This is a genomic window from Thermus sp. H19.2 (assembly GCF_054979525.1).
Window position 1 is genome coordinate 1282411 of record NZ_CM143429.1, and the last position, 20162, is coordinate 1302572.

Genomic DNA, 20162 nt, shown 5'->3' on the forward strand with positions numbered 1-20162 from the left:
CTCCGGAACCTATTTCCCACGAACGGGGAGAAGGTTTACCAGCCAACTCAGCAACCCGGACAAAAGGTTGAAGCTCTTCTCCGGAATGGAGAGAAAGGCAGACACCCCAAGGGGAAGAAGGGCCCTTTCCAAGGGCACCCAACCCATAAAGTATGCGCCTATAATGATCACCATAAAAACGGGGCCTAGCACAGAAAACACGAAGTACACTGGTAGCCGCCTGCGATCTAACTCTGCTTGGGCCTTAAGCCGCTGATTTTCAATCTCGATTTGCTCAGCTCTTCGTTCTTTCTCCTTGGCGCAGGCCTCAATGTAAGAGGCGTTAGCCTGTTTAAGGGCGTTCTCGGCACGGATACCCTCCAGCAAGGCCCCCGCGAGTTCTTTTGGCTCAAAAGAAAACGCCGATAAGAAGGCCACGATTTCTGTGGCGGAAGCCTGTTGGAGGCTTCCGGGATTCAGCGTGACAGGGGAAGCGTTTTGGATCGCAGCCTCGTCCTGCGGACCAACGTCCGAGTAAGCCTCGGCCAAAAGCCCCTCGGTTTCTGGAACACTTGGCACAGAAGCCGAATCCGGGCTTTCAGGGGACGGTGGGGTATGAGAATCCCGCTTTTCTTCGGGGTTATCCCGGGGCATCGCTCAAAACAGGGGCACCTCGAGGCCTAACTCTTTAGCCCTAACGACCGCCGCATTAACTGAAACCCCAAACAGGGCCGCGACGTAGTGAACACCCCGTTGAGCAAAGGCCTCCCAAACTTCACGAAAAGCCTTTTCTGGCATAAGAAGCGTGGCGGCGAACAAGTTGGCTTCTCGTTCCGCCTGGGGGTCATAAGGAAGCCCCTGACCCCTAAACAGATCCGTCCGGAGCCCCTTATCGTCCACATGCCCCAAGACCACGTGGCCGAGCTCGTGGGCAATGGTGAACGCTTTCCGGGGCGGATACTCGTTCTTAGCTACAAATATGGTGGCTTTTTCCCCAGGAACTACGCCCTTCGGCACCCGCTTCGGGTCGGTAATGACCATACCGGAAATGTTGGGGTTCTTAAACTCGGCATCGTAGACCCTTACCCCAAGGGCGAGGGCAAGGCCCACAATGTCCACGGGGTACTGATCTGGGGGAATGTCCAAAGACTCCTTGAGCTTGCGAACCCGCTCTTCCATCTCCATAACACCTGGAGATGCGTGGCTACCCCTGATCATAACTCCACCCCCTTCCCCATTCCGGGGACCCCGGGACGGGGCGTAAGCCGGGTTCTGTTTTCCGCGGTCATCTCTCTGGGACCGGTGTCGCCACCGGCCTCTAGCGGCCCATCCCGCAGGTTCTAACGGGCCGGGCAAGCCCTTCCTGCCTACCGGGCCTTGCACCGGGTGGGGTTTGCCGTGCCGCCCCTGTTTCCAGGAGGCGCGGTGGGCTCTTACCCCACCGTTTCACCCTTGCCCGCACCGGGGGAGGCCCCGGCCGCTGGCGGTCTCTTCTCTGTGGCACTTTCCGTCGGGTTACCCCGCCCAGGCGTTACCTGGCACCCCGCCCTATGGTGCCCGGACTTTCCTCACCCAAGGGGGTTGGCCCTTGGGCGCGACCGCGCCCCCGTCCCGGGGCACCCCTATTCTACCACAGGCGAAAGCATTGAGGAAATCGCTCACGCTCCAGGACAGAAACCCGCCTGAGCGCCCTCCCGGAGAGGGAAAGACGCTGTGCACAGGAGGGAGGAAACCCGGCCTGAAAGGCCCAAAAAGGCGGGGGGAGGCCGGGGCTAAGGGGAAGGCCAGGCCACCCCCTTCCCGGGCCTTCCAGGGGGGTTACAGGGCCGTGTAAGCGCTTTCAAATCGGGGGGTGGGATGGCGGAAGAAGGGGGGCCGGGGAGAACCCCCGGCCCCCCTGGGCCTGCCGCCCTCAGGGCTCCAGTCCCACCCGGGCGAGGAAGGCCTCCCAGGTATCGGGAAGGGGGAAGCCGTGGGCCCGAAGCCTGGGCCCTTCAGCGAAGACCTCCCGGGCCAGGGCGAGAGCGGCCTCCCGGTCCTCCCGCGCGGCGTCCCTCAGGTACCCCCGGAAGGGGGTCCACTCCTCCACAGCGTCCAGGAGCTCGTCCGGGTCGGCCTCCTCCCCCCGGTCCAGGAGCTCCCTCACCCAGGCCACGTAGGCCCGGGCTAGGGCGAGGGGGGCGTAAGCCAGGGAGGTCTTTTGAGCCATACCACCTTGTCCCAAGGGACGTCCAGCTCGCTCAGGTCCCGCACGCTGTAGCCGGTGGCCAGCGTCCCGCTGTGGAAGGAGTATACCACGAACCAGAGGGCCTTGAGCCTGGGCCCCCGGGCCTCCTCAGGGATGAAGGAGGCGGGGGCCAGGGCGGCCAGCACCGGGCCCTGGTCCCGGGCGTAGGCGAAGAGGGCGGCCTCGGGGTGGGCCGGGGCCTCGCGGCACAGGCCCTCGTAGACCTCGGGAGGGGTGCCCGGGGCCAGGTGCCCGTCCATGACCCGCTGGGCCACGTGGAGCTCCAGGCTGGTGGCCCGCTCCCGGCCGAGAAGGGGCCTCAGCTCCTCGGGAACGGAGCGCCCCCGGCGGTTGAAGGGGGCCCGCACCATCTCCCCGGCGGCGAAGAGCCAGTCCCGAGGGGCGGGCCTCCCCTGGCCCCGGCTCTCCGCCAGGCCCCTGAGGTGGGCCCGGGCCTCGGGGAGGGCGGCGAGGGCCCGCAGGAAGGCCCGCCAGAGCTCAGGGTGGTAGCCCCGGGGGTCGGGGCTCCACTCCTCCGCCGTGGGGGGGCGGCCGAAGCCCTCCTGGGGCTCGTGGGGAGGGGGCTCCTTCCAGGCCCGCCTCTCCCCTTCCTCCCGGGTGTAGGTGACCAGGGCGGTGCGGCAGTTGTGGTGGAGGGGCGGGACGTGGGTGCGCCAGAACGGGTGGTCGGCGGGGAGGACGATCCCCGCGAGGGGCCGGCAGATCTTTGAGGTGCGCCCGTCCAGGACCACGGAGAGGCCCCAGTAGGGCCTGAGCTCCCGGGCGGAGACCGCCTCCTTCCACCGCCCCGCCCCGTAGGCCAGCTGGAGGTTGGTGCGGAAGACGGTCTCCAGGCGGTGGCGGCTCCCCTCGCCCCAGGCGTTCTTGACCCGGTCGGAAAGCTCCCTTTGGAAGTCCTCAAAGGGCCTCCCCTCTTCCAGGGCCCGGGCGAGGGCGTCCATCGTCTCCTGCACCATGTCCAGCGCGGCGAGGCCCGCCACGAAGAAGGCCCGGCGCCTCGCCTCCTCCCCCAGGGCGCGGAACTCGGGATCGGGGAGGGGAAGGCGGGCCCGGAACCAGCGGAGGGCCTCCTCGGGCCGCAGGGGGTCAGGCTCAACCGTCCAGGCCACTGTCCTGCCGCTGGGCCCATCTCCCCGCGAGCTCGGAGAGGGTGAGGGCCGCCTCCAGGAGCTGGGCGAGCTCGGCGAAGGAGATCCCGGGGAAGAGAGCGAGGAGGCGCCGCCTCAGGTCCTCGTACCCCTCGGCCTCCCCGATGGCCTGGAGGAGGGTGGAAAGCCCGGGCATGGGGGCCTTTTCCAGGAGCCTGTCCCCCAGGCCGTCCACGAAGGCCTGACCCGCCACCAGGCCCCGCTCTCGCCGCTCCTGGGGGGCGAGGGCGAGGACGGGGCCCTGGGGGTCGGGGGCGGGGACGCCGAACTCCTCCCGGAGCCAGGCCTCGGGGATGGAGAGGCCCATGCCCAGGAGGGTCTGGAGCACCCGGGCCCGGCTCTCCAGGTCCTTCTCCTCCTCCACCTCGGGCACCACGAAGGGGGCGAGGTCCAGGAACTCGGGGCCGAAGTTGAAGGCCACGAAGGGCTTGAGGAGGCCCTCCCGGAGGGTCTTGGCCAGGGCGCGGGCGTCGGCCCGGAGGAGGTCTATGCGCACCCGCTCGTGCACCTTGGCCAGGGCGTAGCTCCCCCCGTCCCCCTCGCTGGAGGTGAGGGTCTGGCCCAGGACGGCCTGGGCCATCTCCCGGTTGCAGAGCCGGATCAGGCGCTCGTAGACGTCCGGCCCCTGGCCCTTGGCCGCCTCGAGGATCTCGATCTCCGTGTCCTTGGAGATGACCCCGGCGGCGTCGGCCCCGAGGCTGCGCACCGCCTCCTCCAGGCGCCGCCTCTCCTCCTCCCCGGCGGCCGGATCGTACTTGCCGATGCGGTAGGGCTGGCCGTAGACCTCGGCGAAGACCACCCAGTCCTTGAGGGCGTAGTGCTTGAAGAGGTAGAGCCAGGCCACGCTGCGCATGAGCCCGGCCCGGGTGGGGAGGCCCGAGCGGGCCTTGTAGCGGTGCTCTATGGCCCCGCCGTAGGGGATGGCCTCCCCTTCCGGCCGCTCCTGGGAGGCGAGGTAGAAGCGGTCCTCCTCGGAACGGTAGACCAGGCTCCCCGGGTGCACCCAGCGGAAGGCCTTGGGCCGCCAGAGGAGGCCGTCCCACTCCCAGGCCACGGCCACCAGGCTCACCCCCTGGGGAATGGCGGAGAGGAGGTCCAGCATGAGGTCCTCCAGGGGGAGGTCCCACCACACCTCCTCCACGGCCCGGAGAATCCGGCGGGCGTCCCGGCCCTCCTCCGCGGGCTCCAGGCGCCAGTCCAGGCCGATGACGGCGAGCTTGCGGGTCTGGAGGAGGGAGAAGAGGAGGGCGTCCCGTTCCTCCATCTCCTCAAAGAGCTCGGCCTGGAGGGCGAGGTCCCCCTCGTCGGCGAGGCGGAGGATGCGGGCCAGGCGCTCGGGGGTGAGGCCCCGGGCGGGGTAGACGCGGTAGGGGGAGTCCAGGGGGAGGCGGCGCGCGGAAGGCGGTGGGCTTTTGGGGATGGGGCGGCCGTAGGGGTCCAGGATGGGCATCTAGAACGCTCCTTTCCACCCGGCGAAGGCCCGGCGGAGGACCGACCTGTACTCCACGGGGCCCCTCGGGGTCTCGGCGGCGTGGAGGGCGAGGGCCAGGGCCCAGAAGCGGTCGGCGTGGCCGCGCTCGCCCCGTTCCGCGTCGTAGCGGACGTTCCCGGAAGGGGTGATGACCCGCCGCACGGCGTGGAGGTCCTCCCGGAGGGCCCGGTCCTCGGGGATGCGCACCTTGCGGTCCTCAAAGGCGAGGCGGAGGCGCTGGGCCAGGTCGGCCTTGACCTCGAGGGTGAACTTCACCGGCTCCACCTTGTAGCCGAAGGCCCGGCGGGCGTTCTCGGCCAGCATCTCCCCGAGGCCCGTGGCGTCCAGGCAGGCCCGGCGCACCCGGGGGAGGAGGGCGTGGAGGCGGGCCTCCTGCTCGGCGAAGGGGGCCCGGTGGAGGGCCTCCACGAGGCGCGCCCAGTACACGTCCCCCACCCGCTCCAGGACCACGAAGACCGTGAGGTCCCGGTGGCGGCCCACGTCCATCCCCAGGTAGGCCCGCTCGGGGTCCCACCCCCCCCGAGGGTCCTCCCTGGCCTCGGCGGCGAGGATGAGGCTCCAGGGGAGGAAGGCCTCCTCCTCGGAGACGAACTCGCAGAGGTACTCCTGCTGCCAGATGAAGTCGTCGGCGAGGCCCGCCCGGAGTTCGTCCGGATCCACGGGCAGACCCTCGGCCACCGCGTCCAGGATGGTCACCCGGTGCCTGCTCCAGACCTCTCCCCCCTTCTCCCAGAGCTCGTAGAACTTGCCCCGGGGGCCGTTGGGGGTGCTCATGACCCGGACCTTCAGGTCCGGCCTGCGGGTGACGATGGGGAACATGGCCGCCCAGATGGCCTCGGAGTCCTGGTGGAAGGCGAACTCGTCCAGGAAGACGTTCCCGGTGTAGCCGCGGGCGGTGCGGGGGTTGGCGGGGAGGAAGACGAGCCTGGACGTGTTGGGCAAGCGGATCTCCAGCTGGGTCACCTCCTCCCCCGCCTCAAAAAAGCGGCTCTCCAGGGTCTCCGCCGCCTGCTTCAGGGCCGCGAGGTGGCGCTTGGCCTTCTCCGCCAGCTCCCGGCTCTGCCTCTCGCCGGCGGAGAGGAGGACCCAGAGGGTGCCGGGGCGCTCCACCGCGTCCAGGACCACCTCCAGCGTCCCGGCGAAGCTCTTCCCCGTCTGCCTCGCCCAGAGGCCGATCTTGAAGCGGGATTGGTCCCGCACCCAGCGGCGCTGGTAGGGGAGGAGGAGGCGCTCAGAGTCCATAGATGTCCCGCTTGATGGCCTCTATGACCTCGGGCTCAATCTGCCGGGCGCGGAGGCTCTCCTCCACCTTCTGGGCCGCCTCCTCCCTTAGGGAGCGGTCCAGCCGTTCCAGGCTCAGGGCCACCCGGGCGGCCTCGAGGCCGAGCCGCACCACCTTCTCCGGATCCACCTCCTCCCCGAGCTCCAGGTCCTGGAGGTAGCGGAGAGCTTTGTGCACCACGATGTTGGCCAAGGCGGCGGCGTAGGAGAGGCGCTTGCCCGTGGCCTCCTCTACCGCCTCCACCAGGCGCTCCATCTGCAGGACCTGGTCCAAGGCAGGGGCCAGGTGGCGGGCGTGGCGGCGCACGCTGGAGGGGCTCACCTCGTGCCCCTGGGCCCTGAGCCAGAGGGCGATCCCCTCCATGCTGTAGGGCCTGCCGTCCTCCTCCGTCTCCTCCCCCAGGAGCATGGCGTCCACCCGGTCGCGAAGCTCCTCCGGGAGGGCGCAGACCTTGCAGAGGCGGTGGCGCTTGTAGCCCTTCACGGCCGCACCCAGCCGATGAGGGCCGCCACCAGGGCCAGGGCCAGAAGCCCCTGCTCCCAGTAGCGGGCCCGGCGCTCCCGCTCCAGCTCCTCCCGGAGGAGGCGGAGCTCAGCTAAGACCTCCTCGTGGTGGCGGCGGAAGGCCACGGCGAGGGCGTGGATCTCCTCCCTCAACTCCACGGCCTACCTCCTGGGCAGGAGGACCCCGGGGTCCTTCAGGTTCCCCTCCACCAGGTCCATGCCCTGGGTGGTGAGGCGGACCAGGGTGAACTCCCCGTCCTCGTCCCACACCGCCTCCACGTAGCCCTTCTGCTGCAGGTAGCGCACGGCGGCGTTCATCTCGGAGCGGGCGGGGAGGACGTGGGAGAGCTCCAGGACCCGGGCCAGGACCCCTCTCGGCATGGCGTAGGGGTCTTGGATGTTGACGGGGGCGTCCACCCCGAAGGCGTTCAGGTACAGGGCCTGGAGGATCGTGCCTCGGATCAAGCGCTGGCGGTTCGGATCCCTGAACATGGCGCTCCTTTCACGGGAAGAGCTTGTGGACGGGGAGGCCCAGGAGGCTGGCCACGATGCCGAGGAGGAGGGCCAGAACCGTCCAGAAGAGGGGGCGGCTCCAGAGGGAGGGGGGCTGGGGCTTGGGCATCATGCGGAAAAGGCGCAGGGCCCAGAGGCGCTCACGCAAGGGGCGGAGCTCCTCCTCCGGAGCCCCCATGCGGGCGAGGAGGTCCAGGGCCCCCGCCCAGAGCTCCAGCTCCAGATCGCGCTCATCCACGGCACCCCCAAAAGCTTGGCCCCCCGGAGCCTTCCGGGGGGCAGGTTTCCCACCTTAGGCCTATTCTACCCCGGGGGGTGGGGGGGTGTCTACCTCGGCCCGGCGGGCGAGGCGCACGAAGAGGTCCAGGAGGTCCAGGGGGGCGTGGGTCTGGAGCCGCCCCGCCGAGGGGTTGAAGCTCACCAGGGTCTGGGGCTTCCCCTTGCCCAGGTAGGCCTCCAGGAGCTGGCGCTCCCCGTACCCCAGCCCCCGGACGAAGGCCCGGGCGTCGTGCCGCCACAGGCGCAGGTTGTGCCCCTCTATGCCGAGGGGCGGGACCGGGGGGACGTAGACGGGCAGGAAGGCCGGGGCCTCGGGGGGGCGGGCGTGGAGGTCGGCGCGGCCCCCGAAGGCCCCGGGCCTGGGGTCCTGGGGGTGGACCGGGACCCAGCGGGCCTCCCCGTGTTCCACCCGCCAGAGGGCCAGGGCCACCCAGGCCGCCCGCCAGAGGTCCAGGGGCTCATGCATGGCGGCCCTCCCCGTTCAGGGTCCACCCCTGTTCCGTACGAACGACCAGCCCGGCCTCCGCCAGGCCGTTCAGCTTCCCGGCCAGGGTGGACTTGGGAATGCCCGTTCGCCGGGAGAGTTCGGACAGAGAGAGGGCTCCGCCCGCAGAACGCAAGGCGTTCACAATGGCCAGCCCCCGTTCGTCCAGGTCCACCTCCAGGGTGCGCTCCCTTTCCACCTGACGCTCCCGGTACCGGACGCCGGAAGGGACCGAACGAGCTCCCTCCCCTTGTTCGGCTTCCGGGACTCCCCCCTGAACGACCGCTCTAAGTTCCTGAACGGAAGGCTGAACAAGGGGGGGCCCATGTTCAGGCTTGGGCCGAACAGCGAGGGGGGTCATCCGGGACTGTTCGGCCGCTCCCTGAACACCCCTTCCCCCGGGCTGAACGGCCACCATCTCCCCCACCACCTTCCCCACCACGTAGGTCCCCACGGGGACGAAGAGGCTCATGGCCAGGGTCTCCCAGAGGGCCACCCCGGGGGCGGCCCGGTGCATGGAGAGGGCGTTGCCGAGCCACACCAGGGCCAGGGCGGCTACCGCCCCACCCCCCGCCCAGGCCGAGCCCCGAAGGAGGGAGTTGGAGAGGAGGGAGAGGAGGAAGGCGGTGAACTCCAGGCTCGCCGCCAGGCCCCAGGCGAGCCAGGGGGGGAGCCCCCCCAGGGAAAGGGCGTACCACTGGGCCAAATGTCCGGTGCTCATGGAAAGGGTGCTCAGATAGGCCAGGATCAGCAGGGACACCAAAAACGCCTTCATCATGCTTTCCTCCCGCGCAAAAGGTCCGCCGCCTCCAGGAGGGCGAGGAGGGCCCGGCTTTGGGCGGCCTCCAGCTCCCGGAGGCGGGCCTCGAGGGTCCGGTGGCGGGCCTCGAGGCTCTCGTGGGCCCCCTCGAGGGCCTTCAGCCGCGAGAGGGCCCGGGAAAGAACCTCTTCCGCCTCGTAGACCCGGTAGATCGCCCCGCCAGGGGCCCCTTCCAGGGCCAGCTGGGCGAGGAGGGCGAGGGCTTCCTGAGGCTCCATCACTCCCCCGGAGGCAGGGGCTGCCACATCCAGTAGGCCTCGCCCCTCACCTTCGCCCACCACACCATCCCCCCGGGCACCCGGAAGGCCTCCGTGAGCCGCCCCACCCCGGGGCAGTAGGGCCACCCCTGGGCGGTGATCCCCTGGAAGACGGGCCGCGAGGCGGTCTGCCTCCGGACCAGGAGGCCTAAGAGCTCCTGAGTCTCCCAGAAGGGCACGAAGTGCCCATGCGCCGTCATGCCCACCTCCACGCCAGGGCCAGGAGGACCCCGAGAAGGCCGAAGAGGGCGGCGAGGAGGAGGAGGCCCACGGAGGCCCCCTCGGGGAGAGCCCCCCGGCGGGAGAGGCCCAGGTAGGCGAGGAGGAGGAGAAGCCCCACCTGGGCCACCGTCACGTAGATCAGCACGAGCTTGAGTAGCGCCGCCACAGGGCCTCCTCTACCGCCTCGAGGTCGTAGCCCCAGTCCAGCTCCAAAAGGTCCTCCCCCCGGAAGAGGGCCAGCGTCCAGCGCCCCTCCTCGTCCAGGAAGGCCCACACCAGAAGCCCCCCGCGCTCGCGCGGGTAGCGCGCCACCAGCCCCTCCAGGACGGCCAGGACCTCATCGCCCTCCTCCATCGGCCACCTCAAACAGGCCGGGCTGGGCCCAGCGGGGGGAGCGGTGGGCCTTCCAGTGCCGCCAGGCCAGGTCCAGACCCCGCACCGCCGCGTGCAGCTCCTCTATGCGGGAGAGGAGGCTCTGGCGGTAAGCGCGAAGCTCCTCCTCCGAGTCCGCCACCTTGTAGACCTCGTCCCCGGCGGGGGACTCGGCCACCACCACGGGGAGCACCCCGCGCTTGCGGAGCTCGGCGATGATGGCCCGGCCCCGGCGATCCCCGCCGAAGTGGCGCCCAAACTCCTCCCGCGGCACCCCCCACGCCCCCCGCATGAGCAGGAGGTCCACCGCGGCCCTAAGCTCCCCGTCCGTGATCTTGGGAACCTTCATGCCTCCTCCTCCTTCGCCAAGGCCTCGGCCAGGGCGAGGAGGGCCTCCTCGGGGGAGACCCCAAGGGCCTCCTTCCCCCCGGCCGAAGCGCGGAAGCCACCCTTTGGGTCCGTGAAAAGCTCCACCCGCAGGCCCGCCCGCTCCATGAGGCGGAGGGCGAGCCAGGCGGCCTGGGCCGCGGGCACACCCCCCTCCACCAGGCGCTCCAGGCTGGCGGCGGTGATGTAGACTTTGCGCCCCACGCGCACGGTGCGGACCCGCCCCTCCCTAATGAGGCGCTCCACGGTGGGCCGCCCCACTTCCAGCACCGCCGCCGCCTGGGCGGGGGTGAGGAGGGGGCGGTCCAGGCCCACCTCTTTAAGCCGCTCCCGGATCATACGTCCTCCCCCTTGCAGGCCCCACGACGGTCAAGTGCGGCGTGCGCCCGTACTCGGGCGGCCCCCCGTAGGTCCACGTGAGCCGGAGCCGCACGGCCAGGCAGACGCAAAGCCCCACCGCCCCGTCAGGGGCCAGGGCTGGAACGGTGAGGGTCCTCTCGCACCCTTCCACCGGGCAGGGCACGAGCACCGGTCCCTTAGACCGCTCCCCCATCCTCCCCCTCCACGCGGGCCTCCAGGATCCGCCACGGCTCCATGACGCGAAGGGCCTCGGGCTCGGCCCTGGGGTCGTCCCACAGGTCCCAGGGGCGGATGTAGAACCGCACCCCGCCTCCTTCCCACTTGATCCGGACCACCCCCCGCCCCGTCTGGCCGACGATGGTGAGGCGGACGGGGGTCCCGGGGTTGGCCCGGGCCAGGCGGATCACGGCCTCAGGCGTCACGGCGCACCTCCACCCAGGCCCGGGAGAGCCCGGGGTCGCACCGCCAGCAGGGGATGTCGTCGGCGACGCGCCCCGTGCCCCCGCAGAGGCCGCAGGGGCGGAGCCTCAGGACCACCTCCTGGGCCTCGGCCTCGTCCAGGTAGAGCTGGGCCAGGAAGGTCTGGCCGTGGGCGTAGGCCAGGCGGGCCCGCTCCCGGAGCTCCGCCGGGGTGAGGCCGTGGCCCCGGATGGTGTCCAGGACGCTACGGAACGGCCGGGGCCTCATGGACAGGCCACCCCCTTCATGCGGTGCGGGTGGGAGAGGAGCTCCCGGGCCTTCTGGTCGTTCTCCGCCTGGGCCGCCAGGACCACGGCCAGGGCCCGCCGGGCCAGGCGCTCCAGCTCGGCCTGGTCCACCGCCTCCGTGTCCCGGGCCTCGTTGGCGGCCCGCACCATGTCCCGGGCCAGGTCGTAGAGGGCGTAGGCCACCCGCATGTGCCGGGGAAGCCCCTCCTCCGCCAGCTCGTCCACCAACTCCTCCAGCTTGGTCCGCTTACCCTTCACGGCGCACCTCCTCGTGCCGGGCCAGCCACTCCCGCTCGGCCTCGGCAAGGACGGCTTGGATGCCCCTTCCCGCCTCCTCCAGGGGGCGGGGGCGCGCCCCCCGGAGGGCTTCCACAAGGGCGGCCCGGACCTCCGGGTCCTCCCTGAGGAGCCGAATGAGCTCTTCCCGCGTCATCAGTTCCCTCCCCGGGGCGCCGGGGGCTTCGCCCCGAAGAGCCCCGCCGCGAGGGCCGCCTCCAGGGCCTCCGCGTGCCGGGCCACCAGCGCCCCGTAGACCGCCTTTCGCTCGTGCTCCAGGACCTCAAGCTCCGCCTGGAGCTTGTCCAGCTGGACCAGGATCTGCTGCAGGCGCTTCTCCGCCTTCTGCCACTCCGGGTCCTGGGCGAGGAGCACCCTGGCGCGGGCCTGGCGCTCCCGCTCCGTCTTGCCGGAGACCTCCAGGTAGGCCTGGGCCTCCCGGGCCTCCATCCACCGCTCCAGCCCCCGCCTCTCCGCCCGGAGCGCCGTCATCTGCCGCTTCGCCTCCCCGATGAGCCCGGGGAGCTCCAGGATGCGCATGACCAGGCGGGGGCCCTCGAGGGGGAGGTCAATCCGGTTCATGAAGGGCCTCCGCGATTTCGTTGACTTCTTCCGGGGACGGAACAGGCATCACCAAGACGCGCCGAACTATTTGGCTATAGCGGCCTGTGCTCAGGTGAACCTCCGCCCTCACCTCTAGCACCCTCACGTGAGTAACGTGACCCATCTGCCCTTTGGGGCGCAGATCCCGGATGGCCAGAAAGCTGTCTTCCACAAGCCAATCCAGGTCCTTTGGGATGATGGTCATCGGGCGTTGGGGCCACGTCCCATCGTGTGTGAGGTAAATGTACGTAGCCTCGTAACGAACAGGCGGTATGCCTTCCTGAATCTCAGGAAAGCGCTTCTTCACCGCGCACCCCCCGCGAGGTTCAGGCGGCTGGCCACCCGGCGCACGTGGGCCGGGCCGAAGGCCGCCTTGGTGAGGCCCCTATCGGCGTTGAACTCCACCACCCGGTCCATCTGGCGCACGAGGCGCACGATGTCCCGCAGGATGCCCCCCGTGAGGGTGTGCACCTCGGCCAGGGTCTCCGGGGTGTACCCCGAGCCCTGGTAGATGGCCTGCGTCTCCTGGAGGGAGATGGGGCCTATCCGGGCGATGGTGCCGATGCGGCTCTCAATGTCCCGGTGGCGCCGGATGGTGCCCTCAAACTCCTCGGAGGTGATGAGCACGAACGAGCTCCCGGTCTCGTCGGCCAGGTACTTCACCGTCTCCAGGGTGGGGCGGTCCATGAGCTGGGCCTCGTCCACGAAGACCACCCTGGGCGTGAGGAGGAGGGCGTCCCGCACCATGCTCAGGAGGACGCGGAAGGTCTTGGTGCGGGTGATGCGGAGCTCCACCGCCAGGTCCTCCAGGAGGGCCGCCGGGCTGTAGCTGGGCTGGGCCCGCACCCAGGGGGCCTCGTGCTCCCGGGCCCAGTACCTGCAGGTGAGGGTCTTCCCCACCCCCGCCGGGCCCACCACCAGGGCCAGGGGGAAGGCCTCCTGGGCCACCAGGTTGAGGTGCCCGAGGAGGGCCTTGGCCCCTTCCGTGGGGATGAACCCGTCCCGGGGGTCCTTCCAGAGTTCCGCCTCCCCCATGACGATGCCCAGGGCCTCGTCAATGAGGGCCGTCCAGTCGCCGTTTCCGCCGTTCCGCTTCGCCATGCGCTACCTCCTATTCCTCCTCGCCCGGGAAGCGGTGGCCCCGCTCGCGCAGCCACTGCTCCCCCAGGGCGATGGGGTCCAGAATCAGGTCGTCCTCCAGCTCGGCCTCCAGCTCCGCCGCGGCCCGGGCCACCTCCTCCGGGGAGGGGGCGGGCAGGCCCTCCTGGGCCCGCAGGACCACGCGCTCCCGCCGGGCGGGCAGGGGGGCGAGCCCGGAAAGCCGCTCCAGGATCTCCTCCATCCGCACGGCGGGGGAAAGCTCCTCTACGAGCGTCCTCGCTTCCTCTCGGAGGGCCAGGATGGCGGCCTTGTCCGCCGCCCGCTTGGCGCGGGCCTCGAGGCTGTCCGCCCGCAGGGGCTCGGGCAGGAGCTCCCCGAGGACTCTGAGGGTGCCGTCCGGGTTCTTGAGGGCCACCCGCAGGGGCTGGCCGGGAAGGACCTGCACGTCCAGGACCACCACCTTCTGCCCCTGCCAGGGGATGAGGCTCCCGTGGCGGGGGTCCAGGTACCAGGTGCGGCCCCGGTACTGCACGGTGCCGTTCCCCCGCACCACCCGCTCCACCTGGTAGGCCGCGGCGAGGTAGAGGTCCTCCAGGCGGAAGTCCGCGAGCCGGTGCCGGGGGACGAAGGCCCGGAAGAGGTCCAAACGGCTCAGCCCGTCCTCAAGGGGCTCCCGGTGCCAGGTGCCGAGGAGCCACTGCAGGGCGCGGCCCTTGTACTCCTCCTCCAGGAGGAGGCGGTCGGGGTAGGGGTCCCGCTCGGGGGGCATCCCCTCCAGGACCCAGCGCCGGGTGTTCTGGAAGAGGCGCTTGAGCTCCGAGGAGTCCCGCTCCGTGGCGTCCCGCCCGGCGTAGCCCGGGAGGAGGGCCTCAAAGGTTTGGTGGAAAGCCCCGAAAAACCGCTCCACCTTACCCCGGGTGTGGGAGACCCGGGGGCGGGAGTAGACCAGCTCCACGCCCAGAGCCCTGGCCCAGCGATCGCTTTTCTCCGAGCGGTAGACCTTGCCGTTGTCCCAGTAGATTTTCTCGGGCACCCCGCGCACGTCCCAGTCGGGCACCAGGAGGGTCTTGTCCTGGGTCATGAGGATGAGGAGCTGGTCCGTGGGCACCTGCCCCTCTTCCCGGCTGAACACGAGGGAGGGCACCGCCCCGGAGAACACGTCTATGGCGGCGTGGATGCGTAGGCGCACCATCCGGTCCTCTTCGGGGACGTAGACGAAGGTGTCGCACCGGGTCATGTCCACCATGACCATCTGCATGGGGTACTCGGCCAGCACGTGCCCTGCCCAGGTGCGGGCGAACTCCCGCCTGCCCTCCTCGGAGAGAAGGGCGTAGCGGAAGGCGGGGTTTTCCTCCGCCTTCCGCAGGATGCGCCGTACCGTGGCCTCGGAGAGCCGGAACAGGGTCTCGGTGGAGTAGGGCCGGTAGAGGAGGAGGCCCGGGTCGTTGGCCTCCACGATGCGCAGGATCCTCCGGGCGCTCGCCCGGGGGTGGGCGAGCTTCAGGCCCACCACGAGCTTCCTGAGCTCTGCGGGCACGCGGTGCGAGCCCTTATCCCGCCTGCTTCGCGGGGCCAGGGCCTTCCCCCCCTCGTTCAGGTAGCGGCGCACCAGTCGTGAAAGGTAGTTGGGCGTCACGCCCAGGCGCTCCGCCTCGGTCTTGATGAGGTCCCACCGGAGGCCCGGGGGCAGATCCCGGTACTCCTGGGCGATGCGCGCGATGCGCGGGAGGCCCGGCCTCTCTCCGTGACCATCGGGGAGGGACGGGAGGCGGGGCGGAGCTGGGTCCTTCTCCTTTCCCGAGGAGTTCTGACCCAGCACCAGGGCGAGAGCGTCGGTGTCTACGAGGGTGCGGTAGGTTCGGCCCACCTTCTCCTTTTGCGTGGGGATGCGGTAGCGAGCGATAAAGTTGTAAACAGATCTCCGCGAAATGCCCAGTTCCTTTGCCGCCTCTTCAACGGGAAGCCAGGGCATCGGTGTCCTCCATGTCGTCTAGGCTCTCCAAAATATCCTCCACGGCCACACCGAGAGCGCGACTCAAACGCAAGACCGTGGTTATTCTTGGTGTCGGCCGCCTACCTGAAAGCAGCATGGCCAGGTGCCCGGTAGAAATACCCGCTAGGCGTGCGAGCTCGGCCTGGGTAACTCCCCTTTGTGACATTAGCTGTCGCACCTTATTAGGGTTTAGGCGGCTCTTTACTCTCATCTGAGAGTAAGGTACCATCTCACTCGTGAGAAAGTCAAGGGGCAGCCCTTGACCGGATGTGAGATAACGTCGGGGACGCTCCTCCCCTGGAAGGCCCTAAAGGCCAGGAGGCAAGGATGGGCAGGAAACATACTGCAGAGCTTGAAGGCCCTTTTGCTAAAGAAATCCTTGAAAAAATGCGCCAAATGGGCATGCGCAAACTGGAGGAGTTTGCGGATCACTTTGGTATTGGGAGGACCACGGTCTACAGCTTAGTCATCGGAAGAAAGATTGGAGATAGATACATCAAGCCATCCTTGGACACTTTAACCCGACTCTCCCTTGCCTTAGAAATCCCCGTAGAGAACCTGATTGAGCGTCTCTACCCAGAGGGAGCCTTTCTAACACGCAAAGAAGTGGGAGTCCCCATCCTCGGCTACGTGGGCGCTGGCCCCTCCCAAGCGGAGGAGATTGAGGAGCGCACCGTCCCCGTGCGGGTCAAGGGGGACGCCCGGCACCTCGCGGCCTTCAAGGTGCGGGGCAACTCCATGTGCGCCGGGAAGCGGCCCATCTGCGATGGGGACATCGTCATCGTCAACACCGAGGACAAGGGCCACCCGGGGGCCATCGTGGTGGCCCGGCTGGAGAACGGGGAGTACGTGGTGAAGCTCCTCAAGAACGGGGCCCTCTACTCCACCAACCCCGAGGAGAACGGGCCTCCCGTCATCCCCCTGGACCAGGTGGCGGAGATCGTGGGCCGGGTGGTGGAGGTGCGGAGCAGGCTCTAGGTTTGACACCCCCCCACCCCCTGGGTTAAACTGGGGCTAAGGTGGGAAACGTGCCCCCGGGGAAGCCCGGGGGCAAAACCTTTTGGAGGGAAGGATGCTCAAGGTCATCCGTATCGCCTACTTCGCCCTCGGGCTCGTGGTCCTGGTGGTGGAGGACCTCATGGACGGGGTCCCGGGCCTCCAGAAGAAGGAGGAGGCCATGAAGCGGGTCAAGGAGGTGGTGACCGCCATCCTCGGCTTCTGGCCCGCCTGGATCCCGGACACCGTCCTGGGGTGGGCCATTGACCAGATCGTGGCCCTCTTCAACCGGGACGGCACCTTTCGCAAGGGCGCGGGCGCTCAGCCTCAGGGGGCCGGGGCCTAGCTGGCCCCTCTCCCCGGAGACCGCGAGGGCAGAGAACCGCGCCTACTGGGGGGTGGTGCTGAGGCGGCCCTATGACGAGTTTGACCGGCTTCCCCAAGAATACCGATACCTCCACCCCGACCTTTTCCGGCACGCTGCGCGCCGCCTTGGCCGAGGCGCCTGACCGCATCCCCCTCCATCCCTTCGGGGAGTTCGTGGGGAACGGGACGGTCTTCCTCTACGACGAGGAGAGCCTCCAGGCCGCCCTGGAGGACCTGCGGGCCCGGGGCGTGCCCTGGGTCCTGGACTTCCACCACCAGACGGTGCGGGTGGAGGAGGGCCAGGCCCAGGAGGCCCCCGCGGCGGGGTTCATCACCGGGCTGGTGGTGGGGGAGGACGGCTTCGTCTACGGCCTGGTGGAGTGGTCGGAGACGGGGCGGGAGCGGGTGAGCCGGGGGGAGTACGCCTACGTCTCCCCGGTCTTCTACTACGACCCCACCCCGGACGAGCTAGGCAGGCACCGGGTGCTGGGCTACCACTCCTTCGCCCTCACCAACAACCCCGGCATCCGGTTCCAAAAGCGCATAGAAGCGGAGGCGGACATGCTGGAAAAGCTCAGGCAGGCCCTAGGACTGGACCCGGAGGCCACCGAGGAGGCGGCCCTCCAGGCCCTGGAGGACCTCAAGCGAGAGGCCGCCGTGGGCCGGGTGGTCCTGGAGGTGGGGCTCGGGGCCGAGGACCCCACGGAGCTCAAGGCCAAGCTCCTGCGCCTCCTGGCCGCGCAGGACGCCCTGGAGGAGCTGGAGCGCACCCGGAAGGAGCTGGAAGCCATCAAGGTCCAGACCCGGGAAGAGAAGGCCCAGGCCCTGGTGCGTAAGGCCCTGGAGGAAGGGCGCATCCTCCCCCACCAGCGGGAGTTCTGGCTCGCCCAGGCCCGGGCCGACCTCGAGGCCGCCCGCAAGGCCCTGGAGGGGATGCCCCGGCTGGTGCCCGTGGAGCTGCCCAAGGCGGAGCGGAAGGCCTTGGAGGAGGACGAGCCTCTGCGCAGGCTCGCCCAGGTCTTCAGGGTTTCCGAGGAGGCCCTGAAGCGGTTTGGAGGTGAGTGATGTTTGACACCGAGCGCTGGGCGGACGAGTACCTCATCCCCCTCCCGGTGAAGGCGAACGCCGTCATCCGGCAGGGAGCCCTGGTGATGGTGAGCGGGGGCTACGCCGAGGAGGCGGGCCCGGGTACCGGGAAGGTCGCCCTCGGGGTGGCCCAGGAGTCCGTGGACAACACCGGGGGGGGCGACGGGGCGAAGACGGTTCTGGTGCGCCGGGGGGTCTTCCGCCTTGAGAACGACCCCGCCGACCCCGTGGGCCCCACGGAGCTGGGAAAGGACGTTTATGCCACCGGGCCCAACACCGTGGGCAAAACGGGCACGGACCGCTCCAAGGCGGGCCGGGCCCTGAAGGTGGAACCGGACTACGTCTGGGTGGAGGTGTGGTAGATGATCCTGAACCGCGAGAACCTGAGCGCCCTCAGCCGGACCCTCAAGGCCCTGGTCTTTGAGGCCAAGGAGGGGTACACCCCCCTCTGGCCGAAGCTGGCCCTGGAGGTCCAGTCCAACGGCCGGGCCAACTACTACGCCTGGATGGAGAACATGCCCACCATGCGCCTCTGGGAGGGGGAGCGGCAGGTCCAGAACCTCACCGCCGAGACCTTCGCCATCGCCAACGCCGACTGGGAGGCCACCTTCGCCGTGTCCCGCACGGACGCGGAGGACGACCAGATGGACCTCATCCGCATCACCGCCCTCCAGTACGCCCGGAGGTGGGCCGAGCACGACGACCTCCTCATCGCCGACCTCCTGCGCAAGGGGTTCCAGCAGAAGGGCTACGACGGCCGCCCCTTCTTCGGCTCCCACACGGTGGGGAAGCGGACCTTCCAGAACGCGAGCAACGCCCCCCTGACCCGGGAGACCTTCCGCCAAGCCCTGAGCCAGATGAGGCAGCTCACCGACGCCCGAGGCTACCCGCTGGGCTTCTTCCTGCAAAAGCCCATCTACCTGGTGGTGGGCCCCGGGCTGGAGAGCACCGCCTACGAGATCGTGGGGGTGCCTACCCTACCCTCGGGCGGGGCCAACCCTGACTACGGGAAGGCCGAGATCCTGGTCAGCCCCTGGCTGGTGGAGGAGTACGAGACCTACTGGTTCCTGGTGGACGGGAGCCAGGCCATCCGCCCCTTCGTCCTCCAGCGGCGGAGCCGCCCCGAGTGGGTGGCGAAGGACGACCCCGAGACCTCCGACGAGGTCTTCAAGCGCAACGTCTTCATCTACGGGGTCTACGAGCGTAAAGCGGCGGGCTACCTCTTCTGGCAGCTGGCCTACGGCTCCACCGGCACCGGCACCGGCGCATGATCACCCTCGAGGACCTCCGCCAAGCCCTCCCTCTAGACGCCCTCCTCTACCTCGTGGACGAGGAGGGGGCGGGGGTCCTCACCCCCGAAGGCGAAGCCCGGGCCGAGGCCGCCCTCAGGGAGGCCTGGGCCGAGGTGGAAAGCTACCTCGCCCAGCGCTACGCCCTCCCCCTCCCCTCCCTCCCCGAGGTGCTGAAGGCCAAGGCGGTGGACATCGCCGTCTACCGCCTCATGCTCCGCCGGGGCATCCGGCCCGGCACCGCCGACGAGGCCGCCCTCACCCGCTACCGGGACGCCGTGGCCTTCCTTCGGGACGTGGCCGTGGGCAAGGCCTCCCTGCCCCTCCCCCCCACGGGGGAGCCCGCGAGGCCCAAGGGCGGGGCCGCCGTCCGGGGGAAGCGGGTCTTCTCCCGGGAGAGCCTGGAGGACTTCTGATGGGCGTGCGCCTCAAAGGGGACTGGCGGGAGCTAAACGAGGCCCTGAGAAAGCTCGGGCGGGGCGTCCCCCAGAAGGTCAAGGAGGCCATCGCCGAGGGGATCCTCGCCCGCACCCACCGCCGCTTTGAGGAGAGCCGGGCCCCGGACGGCTCCCCCTGGCCGCCCCTCTCCCCCGCCACCCTGGCGAAGGAGGTGCGGCCCAGGGACCGGCTCAAGCGGGGCGGGATCTCCGCCGCCGCCCAGAGGCGCGTGGCCCTGCGCAAGCCCCTGGTCGTCACGGCCCGCCTGAAGAACTCCATCTCCTGGAAGGTGGCGGGAAGCCGCATCTACGTGGGCACTAACCTGGAGTACGCCCGCATCCACCAGTTCGGGGGCTACGCCGGGAGGGGGCGGAAGGTCCGCATCCCCGCCCGGCCCTACCTGGGCCTCACCGAGGAGGACCGCGAGGAGGCCGAGGCCCTCCTCCGGGAGTGGGTGAGGAGGGCAACGTGATCGCCCCGGTGGTGGCGTACCTCAAGGCAGCCTGCGGCCACGCGGGCCTTCCCCCCGCCCGGGTCCTGGTGGGCCGGAGCCGGGAGGAGGCCTACCGGGTGGCCCCCGCCGCCCTGATCCAGCCCCTCACCGGCGCCCTCAAGCGGGACGGGAGCCGGGTAGTGGCCGGGCCCGTCAAGACCCGGCGCAGGCTCTATGGAGGCACCTTACGTATCCGCCTGGAGCTTTATGCCCGCTCCAGCGAGGAGCTGGACCAGCTCCTCGCCGGGGTTCTCCTCTATATGTGGGACACCCCCCTGCACGTGGGGGAGGACTATCACGCCAAGCTGAACGATATCGCCCTCTCCTATCTGGACGAGGAAGGCCTCCTGGTGGGGGAAAACGCCCTGGCCCTGGAAGTCCCCGTGGAGATTGCCCTCTACGAGGACACCGCCTGGGTGCCCATCGCCGTGGAGGTGGAGGAGGCGGTCCTGGAAGAGGAGGTATAGC

The 20162-nt window shown here is 69.7% G+C and carries 35 protein-coding genes and 1 other RNA gene; 8 read left to right on the forward strand and 28 right to left on the reverse strand.

The genetic code is table 11. The annotated features are described in order from the left end of the window. Positions 1-9: 9 nt before the first annotated feature. The 28 genes from ACY5J6_RS06940 to ACY5J6_RS07075 form a co-directional block, all read right to left on the reverse strand. Positions 10-633, reverse strand: coding sequence for a hypothetical protein (locus tag ACY5J6_RS06940; protein ID WP_462844270.1), 624 nt, complete (start codon positions 631-633; stop codon positions 10-12). 3 nt (positions 634-636) lie between these two features. Then, positions 637-1197: an ImmA/IrrE family metallo-endopeptidase gene (locus ACY5J6_RS06945; RefSeq protein WP_462844271.1), complete on the reverse strand. Its 561-nt coding sequence runs from the start codon at positions 1195-1197 to the stop codon at positions 637-639. A gap of 27 nt (positions 1198-1224) precedes the next feature. Beyond that, positions 1225-1593, reverse strand: an RNA gene (gene rnpB, locus ACY5J6_RS06950) — RNase P RNA component class A. 298 nt (positions 1594-1891) lie between these two features. Then, positions 1892-2188, reverse strand: a complete 297-nt coding sequence (locus ACY5J6_RS06955; RefSeq protein WP_462844272.1) for a hypothetical protein — start codon at positions 2186-2188, stop codon at positions 1892-1894. Beyond that, positions 2146-3336 carry a phage head morphogenesis protein gene (locus ACY5J6_RS06960; RefSeq protein ID WP_462844273.1) on the reverse strand — a complete coding sequence of 397 codons (1191 nt, stop codon included), beginning with the start codon at positions 3334-3336 and terminating at the stop codon, positions 2146-2148. Before ACY5J6_RS06960 ends, ACY5J6_RS06955 begins: the two co-directional genes overlap by 43 nt. Beyond that, a complete protein-coding gene (locus ACY5J6_RS06965; RefSeq protein ID WP_462844274.1) occupies positions 3320-4825 on the reverse strand; it encodes a phage portal protein family protein in 1506 nt (501 codons plus the stop codon). The genes ACY5J6_RS06960 and ACY5J6_RS06965 overlap by 17 nt, the downstream gene beginning before the upstream one ends. Next, positions 4826-6109 carry a terminase large subunit domain-containing protein gene (locus ACY5J6_RS06970; RefSeq protein WP_462844275.1) on the reverse strand — a complete coding sequence of 428 codons (1284 nt, stop codon included), beginning with the start codon at positions 6107-6109 and terminating at the stop codon, positions 4826-4828. Beyond that, a complete protein-coding gene (locus ACY5J6_RS06975) occupies positions 6099-6632 on the reverse strand; it encodes a phage protein Gp27 family protein (protein ID WP_462844276.1) in 534 nt (177 codons plus the stop codon). Before ACY5J6_RS06975 ends, ACY5J6_RS06970 begins: the two co-directional genes overlap by 11 nt. After that, positions 6629-6811, reverse strand: a complete 183-nt coding sequence (locus ACY5J6_RS06980; protein ID WP_462844277.1) for a hypothetical protein — start codon at positions 6809-6811, stop codon at positions 6629-6631. The genes ACY5J6_RS06975 and ACY5J6_RS06980 overlap by 4 nt, the downstream gene beginning before the upstream one ends. Before the next feature lie 3 nt (positions 6812-6814). Continuing rightward, positions 6815-7144: a hypothetical protein gene (locus tag ACY5J6_RS06985; RefSeq protein ID WP_126170215.1), complete on the reverse strand. Its 330-nt coding sequence runs from the start codon at positions 7142-7144 to the stop codon at positions 6815-6817. 10 nt (positions 7145-7154) lie between these two features. Beyond that, entirely contained in the window at positions 7155-7403 is a 249-nt protein-coding gene (locus tag ACY5J6_RS06990) for a hypothetical protein (RefSeq protein ID WP_126201468.1), read from the reverse strand. A gap of 60 nt (positions 7404-7463) precedes the next feature. Further along, positions 7464-7910, reverse strand: a complete 447-nt coding sequence (locus ACY5J6_RS06995; protein ID WP_234558200.1) for a hypothetical protein — start codon at positions 7908-7910, stop codon at positions 7464-7466. Beyond that, positions 7903-8706 (reverse strand): helix-turn-helix domain-containing protein, encoded by an 804-nt coding sequence (locus tag ACY5J6_RS07000; protein WP_462844278.1) that lies wholly within the window; start codon positions 8704-8706, stop codon positions 7903-7905. Before ACY5J6_RS07000 ends, ACY5J6_RS06995 begins: the two co-directional genes overlap by 8 nt. Then, positions 8703-8966, reverse strand: a complete 264-nt coding sequence (locus tag ACY5J6_RS07005) for a hypothetical protein (protein ID WP_462844279.1) — start codon at positions 8964-8966, stop codon at positions 8703-8705. Before ACY5J6_RS07005 ends, ACY5J6_RS07000 begins: the two co-directional genes overlap by 4 nt. After that, entirely contained in the window at positions 8966-9205 is a 240-nt protein-coding gene (locus tag ACY5J6_RS07010) for a hypothetical protein (protein ID WP_462844280.1), read from the reverse strand. The genes ACY5J6_RS07005 and ACY5J6_RS07010 overlap by 1 nt, the downstream gene beginning before the upstream one ends. Beyond that, positions 9202-9393, reverse strand: coding sequence for a hypothetical protein (locus ACY5J6_RS07015; protein ID WP_462844281.1), 192 nt, complete (start codon positions 9391-9393; stop codon positions 9202-9204). The genes ACY5J6_RS07010 and ACY5J6_RS07015 overlap by 4 nt, the downstream gene beginning before the upstream one ends. Continuing rightward, on the reverse strand, positions 9366-9581 hold the full coding sequence (locus ACY5J6_RS07020; protein WP_462844282.1) for a hypothetical protein: 216 nt from the start codon (positions 9579-9581) through the stop codon (positions 9366-9368). The genes ACY5J6_RS07015 and ACY5J6_RS07020 overlap by 28 nt, the downstream gene beginning before the upstream one ends. Then, positions 9565-9948: a hypothetical protein gene (locus tag ACY5J6_RS07025; protein ID WP_039456885.1), complete on the reverse strand. Its 384-nt coding sequence runs from the start codon at positions 9946-9948 to the stop codon at positions 9565-9567. Before ACY5J6_RS07025 ends, ACY5J6_RS07020 begins: the two co-directional genes overlap by 17 nt. Further along, the gene (locus ACY5J6_RS07030) at positions 9945-10325 is read right to left on the reverse strand and encodes a helix-turn-helix domain-containing protein (RefSeq protein ID WP_462844283.1); all 381 of its coding nucleotides are present in this window, start codon (positions 10323-10325) and stop codon (positions 9945-9947) included. The genes ACY5J6_RS07025 and ACY5J6_RS07030 overlap by 4 nt, the downstream gene beginning before the upstream one ends. 197 nt (positions 10326-10522) lie before the next feature. After that, entirely contained in the window at positions 10523-10768 is a 246-nt protein-coding gene (locus tag ACY5J6_RS07035; protein WP_462844284.1) for a hypothetical protein, read from the reverse strand. Further along, complete coding sequence (locus ACY5J6_RS07040; protein WP_054391873.1) at positions 10758-11033, reverse strand: hypothetical protein; 276 nt, start codon at positions 11031-11033, stop codon at positions 10758-10760. Before ACY5J6_RS07040 ends, ACY5J6_RS07035 begins: the two co-directional genes overlap by 11 nt. Continuing rightward, positions 11030-11311, reverse strand: coding sequence for a hypothetical protein (locus tag ACY5J6_RS07045; protein WP_462844285.1), 282 nt, complete (start codon positions 11309-11311; stop codon positions 11030-11032). Before ACY5J6_RS07045 ends, ACY5J6_RS07040 begins: the two co-directional genes overlap by 4 nt. Continuing rightward, the gene (locus ACY5J6_RS07050; protein WP_039456870.1) at positions 11301-11486 is read right to left on the reverse strand and encodes a hypothetical protein; all 186 of its coding nucleotides are present in this window, start codon (positions 11484-11486) and stop codon (positions 11301-11303) included. The genes ACY5J6_RS07045 and ACY5J6_RS07050 overlap by 11 nt, the downstream gene beginning before the upstream one ends. Continuing rightward, positions 11486-11911, reverse strand: coding sequence for a hypothetical protein (locus ACY5J6_RS07055; protein WP_462844286.1), 426 nt, complete (start codon positions 11909-11911; stop codon positions 11486-11488). The genes ACY5J6_RS07050 and ACY5J6_RS07055 overlap by 1 nt, the downstream gene beginning before the upstream one ends. Then, positions 11898-12239, reverse strand: coding sequence for a hypothetical protein (locus ACY5J6_RS07060; protein WP_462844287.1), 342 nt, complete (start codon positions 12237-12239; stop codon positions 11898-11900). The genes ACY5J6_RS07055 and ACY5J6_RS07060 overlap by 14 nt, the downstream gene beginning before the upstream one ends. Then, positions 12236-13033, reverse strand: a complete 798-nt coding sequence (locus ACY5J6_RS07065) for an AAA family ATPase (protein WP_462844288.1) — start codon at positions 13031-13033, stop codon at positions 12236-12238. The genes ACY5J6_RS07060 and ACY5J6_RS07065 overlap by 4 nt, the downstream gene beginning before the upstream one ends. A 10-nt stretch (positions 13034-13043) precedes the next feature. Then, the gene (locus ACY5J6_RS07070; protein ID WP_462844289.1) at positions 13044-15005 is read right to left on the reverse strand and encodes a hypothetical protein; all 1962 of its coding nucleotides are present in this window, start codon (positions 15003-15005) and stop codon (positions 13044-13046) included. Next, positions 14986-15255 carry a helix-turn-helix transcriptional regulator gene (locus ACY5J6_RS07075; protein ID WP_462844290.1) on the reverse strand — a complete coding sequence of 90 codons (270 nt, stop codon included), beginning with the start codon at positions 15253-15255 and terminating at the stop codon, positions 14986-14988. Before ACY5J6_RS07075 ends, ACY5J6_RS07070 begins: the two co-directional genes overlap by 20 nt. 377 nt (positions 15256-15632) lie before the next feature. Between ACY5J6_RS07075 and ACY5J6_RS07080 the strand changes: the two genes are divergently transcribed. The 8 genes from ACY5J6_RS07080 (at position 15633) to ACY5J6_RS07115 (ending at position 20161) form a co-directional block, all read left to right on the forward strand. Then, a complete protein-coding gene (locus ACY5J6_RS07080) occupies positions 15633-16004 on the forward strand; it encodes a LexA family protein (protein WP_462844291.1) in 372 nt (123 codons plus the stop codon). A 94-nt stretch (positions 16005-16098) separates the two neighbouring features. Beyond that, positions 16099-16368 carry a hypothetical protein gene (locus tag ACY5J6_RS07085; protein ID WP_462844292.1) on the forward strand — a complete coding sequence of 90 codons (270 nt, stop codon included), beginning with the start codon at positions 16099-16101 and terminating at the stop codon, positions 16366-16368. A gap of 71 nt (positions 16369-16439) precedes the next feature. After that, entirely contained in the window at positions 16440-17453 is a 1014-nt protein-coding gene (locus ACY5J6_RS07090) for a phage protease (protein ID WP_462844293.1), read from the forward strand. Continuing rightward, positions 17453-17836 (forward strand): capsid cement protein, encoded by a 384-nt coding sequence (locus ACY5J6_RS07095; RefSeq protein ID WP_462844294.1) that lies wholly within the window; start codon positions 17453-17455, stop codon positions 17834-17836. The genes ACY5J6_RS07090 and ACY5J6_RS07095 overlap by 1 nt, the downstream gene beginning before the upstream one ends. Next, positions 17837-18745, forward strand: coding sequence for a Mu-like prophage major head subunit gpT family protein (locus tag ACY5J6_RS07100; protein WP_462844295.1), 909 nt, complete (start codon positions 17837-17839; stop codon positions 18743-18745). Further along, positions 18742-19179 carry a gp436 family protein gene (locus tag ACY5J6_RS07105; protein ID WP_462844296.1) on the forward strand — a complete coding sequence of 146 codons (438 nt, stop codon included), beginning with the start codon at positions 18742-18744 and terminating at the stop codon, positions 19177-19179. The genes ACY5J6_RS07100 and ACY5J6_RS07105 overlap by 4 nt, the downstream gene beginning before the upstream one ends. Continuing rightward, positions 19179-19673, forward strand: a complete 495-nt coding sequence (locus tag ACY5J6_RS07110; RefSeq protein ID WP_462844297.1) for a phage virion morphogenesis protein — start codon at positions 19179-19181, stop codon at positions 19671-19673. The genes ACY5J6_RS07105 and ACY5J6_RS07110 overlap by 1 nt, the downstream gene beginning before the upstream one ends. Further along, positions 19670-20161, forward strand: coding sequence for a hypothetical protein (locus tag ACY5J6_RS07115; protein ID WP_462844298.1), 492 nt, complete (start codon positions 19670-19672; stop codon positions 20159-20161). The genes ACY5J6_RS07110 and ACY5J6_RS07115 overlap by 4 nt, the downstream gene beginning before the upstream one ends. The last annotated feature ends 1 nt before the right edge of the window (position 20162 follow it).

Coding starts and splice junctions, on each gene's coding strand:
- ACY5J6_RS07030 (WP_462844283.1), bottom strand. CDS start 10,325: ATGATCCGGGAGCGGCTTAAAGAGGTGGGCCTGGACCGCCCCCTCCTC.
- ACY5J6_RS07070 (WP_462844289.1), bottom strand. CDS start 15,005: ATGCCCTGGCTTCCCGTTGAAGAGGCGGCAAAGGAACTGGGCATTTCG.
- ACY5J6_RS07085 (WP_462844292.1), top strand. CDS start 16,099: ATGCTCAAGGTCATCCGTATCGCCTACTTCGCCCTCGGGCTCGTGGTC.
- ACY5J6_RS06965 (WP_462844274.1), bottom strand. CDS start 4,825: ATGCCCATCCTGGACCCCTACGGCCGCCCCATCCCCAAAAGCCCACCG.
- ACY5J6_RS07005 (WP_462844279.1), bottom strand. CDS start 8,966: ATGGAGCCTCAGGAAGCCCTCGCCCTCCTCGCCCAGCTGGCCCTGGAA.
- ACY5J6_RS06955 (WP_462844272.1), bottom strand. CDS start 2,188: ATGGCTCAAAAGACCTCCCTGGCTTACGCCCCCCTCGCCCTAGCCCGG.
- ACY5J6_RS06985 (WP_126170215.1), bottom strand. CDS start 7,144: ATGTTCAGGGATCCGAACCGCCAGCGCTTGATCCGAGGCACGATCCTC.
- ACY5J6_RS07090 (WP_462844293.1), top strand. CDS start 16,440: ATGACGAGTTTGACCGGCTTCCCCAAGAATACCGATACCTCCACCCCG.
- ACY5J6_RS07000 (WP_462844278.1), bottom strand. CDS start 8,706: ATGATGAAGGCGTTTTTGGTGTCCCTGCTGATCCTGGCCTATCTGAGC.
- ACY5J6_RS06940 (WP_462844270.1), bottom strand. CDS start 633: ATGCCCCGGGATAACCCCGAAGAAAAGCGGGATTCTCATACCCCACCG.
- ACY5J6_RS07020 (WP_462844282.1), bottom strand. CDS start 9,581: ATGGAGGAGGGCGATGAGGTCCTGGCCGTCCTGGAGGGGCTGGTGGCG.
- ACY5J6_RS06945 (WP_462844271.1), bottom strand. CDS start 1,197: ATGATCAGGGGTAGCCACGCATCTCCAGGTGTTATGGAGATGGAAGAG.
- ACY5J6_RS07095 (WP_462844294.1), top strand. CDS start 17,453: ATGTTTGACACCGAGCGCTGGGCGGACGAGTACCTCATCCCCCTCCCG.
- ACY5J6_RS06970 (WP_462844275.1), bottom strand. CDS start 6,109: ATGGACTCTGAGCGCCTCCTCCTCCCCTACCAGCGCCGCTGGGTGCGG.
- ACY5J6_RS07050 (WP_039456870.1), bottom strand. CDS start 11,486: ATGACGCGGGAAGAGCTCATTCGGCTCCTCAGGGAGGACCCGGAGGTC.
- ACY5J6_RS07105 (WP_462844296.1), top strand. CDS start 18,742: ATGATCACCCTCGAGGACCTCCGCCAAGCCCTCCCTCTAGACGCCCTC.
- ACY5J6_RS07075 (WP_462844290.1), bottom strand. CDS start 15,255: ATGGTACCTTACTCTCAGATGAGAGTAAAGAGCCGCCTAAACCCTAAT.
- ACY5J6_RS07100 (WP_462844295.1), top strand. CDS start 17,837: ATGATCCTGAACCGCGAGAACCTGAGCGCCCTCAGCCGGACCCTCAAG.
- ACY5J6_RS07040 (WP_054391873.1), bottom strand. CDS start 11,033: ATGAGGCCCCGGCCGTTCCGTAGCGTCCTGGACACCATCCGGGGCCAC.
- ACY5J6_RS07110 (WP_462844297.1), top strand. CDS start 19,179: ATGGGCGTGCGCCTCAAAGGGGACTGGCGGGAGCTAAACGAGGCCCTG.
- ACY5J6_RS07065 (WP_462844288.1), bottom strand. CDS start 13,033: ATGGCGAAGCGGAACGGCGGAAACGGCGACTGGACGGCCCTCATTGAC.
- ACY5J6_RS07025 (WP_039456885.1), bottom strand. CDS start 9,948: ATGAAGGTTCCCAAGATCACGGACGGGGAGCTTAGGGCCGCGGTGGAC.
- ACY5J6_RS07055 (WP_462844286.1), bottom strand. CDS start 11,911: ATGAACCGGATTGACCTCCCCCTCGAGGGCCCCCGCCTGGTCATGCGC.
- ACY5J6_RS07010 (WP_462844280.1), bottom strand. CDS start 9,205: ATGACGGCGCATGGGCACTTCGTGCCCTTCTGGGAGACTCAGGAGCTC.
- ACY5J6_RS06995 (WP_234558200.1), bottom strand. CDS start 7,910: ATGCATGAGCCCCTGGACCTCTGGCGGGCGGCCTGGGTGGCCCTGGCC.